This is a genomic window from Rhodococcus sp. DK176 (assembly GCF_038447315.2).
GTDB lineage: Bacteria > Actinomycetota > Actinomycetes > Mycobacteriales > Mycobacteriaceae > Rhodococcus_F > Rhodococcus_F jostii_A.
Map to the genome: position 1 here is coordinate 139072 of NZ_CP118321.2, position 1466 is coordinate 140537.

Consider the following 1466-nt stretch of genomic DNA (forward strand, 5'->3'; position numbering starts at 1 on the left):
GATGTTCGTTTCGGAATCGCCATCGACGGGCGACGGTCGGACCGGTCGAGCAGAGTGCGTCCTACGCTCCCCCGCCTCTGTCCGAGGCTCAGCGGAAGCGTTCGGCCTCACGTGCGAGTTGCACGAGGTCGGCGCACAGGGACTCCACCTCATGGGCCGCCGCACCTTCGGCAACGGCTGTCGCCACGTCCTCGGCGGCACATCGAACCTGGAAAACCCGGTCGACCATGGCGGAGGCTTCCTCCGAGGTGAGCACCACCGCATCGGCGGGGATGCTCGTGCCCTTGACCTGGTTGCGCTGCTCGTATGCGCGCTGCCGGCAGGATTGGCGGCAGTACCGGCGGCGCCGCCCCATCCCCGTCTCGGCCACTTCGCGGCCGCACCACACACAGGAATCGGGTCTGCGGGAGGCGCCGGTCATGGTCAACCACCTTACTGCGCGGCGCCTCGACGCCCGCCCGGTAAGATGTCGAGGTTGCATCTGCGCGGCGTGCGGGAACCAATCGGGAGGCCGTGGCGTTGTAGATGAGTGTGAACGCTTGGTTCTGGTCCAGGCGTACTCGCGCGGAGACGATCGAGGAGAGGACACAACCATGGCAGATCGCGTACTTCGAGGAAGTCGACTCGGAGCGGTGAGCTACGAGACCGACCGTGACCACGACCTCGCGCCCCGTCGGATGGCCAAGTACCGGTGCGACAACGGTGAGGTCTTCGACATTCCCTTCGCCGACGATGCCGAGATTCCCGGCACGTGGCTGTGCCGCAACGGCCTCGAGGGAACCCTGGTCGAGGGGACTGCGCCCGAAGCCAAGAAGGTCAAGCCGCCGCGTACCCACTGGGACATGCTGCTCGAACGCCGTTCCAAGGAGGAACTGGAGGAGCTGCTGAAGGAGCGCCTCGACCTGCTGAAGGCGAAGCGCCGCGGAGCCTGACACAGGCAACCGAACCGTACGAACGCCGTCTCGGCTCTGCCGGGGCGGCGTTCGCCGCGTTCGGGGAGGCTGCGACCCCGGCTTCGGCGCGGACGGGGTGTTCGACACGGACGAGCTTCTGTTGGTCACTGGGCTGGTCACCGTCTCGACAGGACTCATCCAAGTACTCCGATCTGCTGAACGCGGGCGCGTTACATTCCGAGCACACAAAGCACCGAGCGTCACGCCCCGAACACGCAGTCGAAGAAACCACGTATGACCGACCTCTCGGGCTTCCGTACCGTTTGAGAGGTAGGTCACATGACCGCTCTCAATCTACTATTCGGTACCGCGGAGTCAAGGGTTTGGTCTTCTCTTCGGGTAGATCTCACACCTGGGGTATGAAATCGGCACCCCGAAACCACGACCGGTCGGGCGTCCACGACATTCGGGGTGGTCAACCGCTCGTTTTCTGTACAACCACTCACATTTCGTGGTATTCCCCCACCACCGCCCAAACCAAACCTTCCGGTCTGTCGGGCGGCGGTGATGCGG

At 64.7% G+C, this 1466-nt stretch carries 2 protein-coding genes; one reads left to right on the forward strand and one right to left on the reverse strand.

Annotated elements, in window-relative coordinates; all coding sequences use genetic code 11:
* Window positions 1–88 precede the first annotated feature (88 nt).
* The gene (locus PSR88_RS00640; protein WP_005246337.1) at window positions 89–421 is read right to left on the reverse strand and encodes a hypothetical protein; all 333 of its coding nucleotides are present in this window, start codon (window positions 419–421) and stop codon (window positions 89–91) included.
* Window positions 422–593: 172 nt separating this feature from the next.
* On the opposite strand from PSR88_RS00640, the gene PSR88_RS00645 reads away from it, so the two are divergent.
* Window positions 594–932, forward strand: coding sequence for an RNA polymerase-binding protein RbpA (locus tag PSR88_RS00645; protein WP_005255751.1), 339 nt, complete (start codon window positions 594–596; stop codon window positions 930–932).
* Window positions 933–1466: the final 534 nt, after the last annotated feature.

Coding starts and splice junctions, on each gene's coding strand:
- PSR88_RS00645 (WP_005255751.1), top strand. CDS start 594: ATGGCAGATCGCGTACTTCGAGGAAGTCGACTCGGAGCGGTGAGCTAC.
- PSR88_RS00640 (WP_005246337.1), bottom strand. CDS start 421: ATGACCGGCGCCTCCCGCAGACCCGATTCCTGTGTGTGGTGCGGCCGC.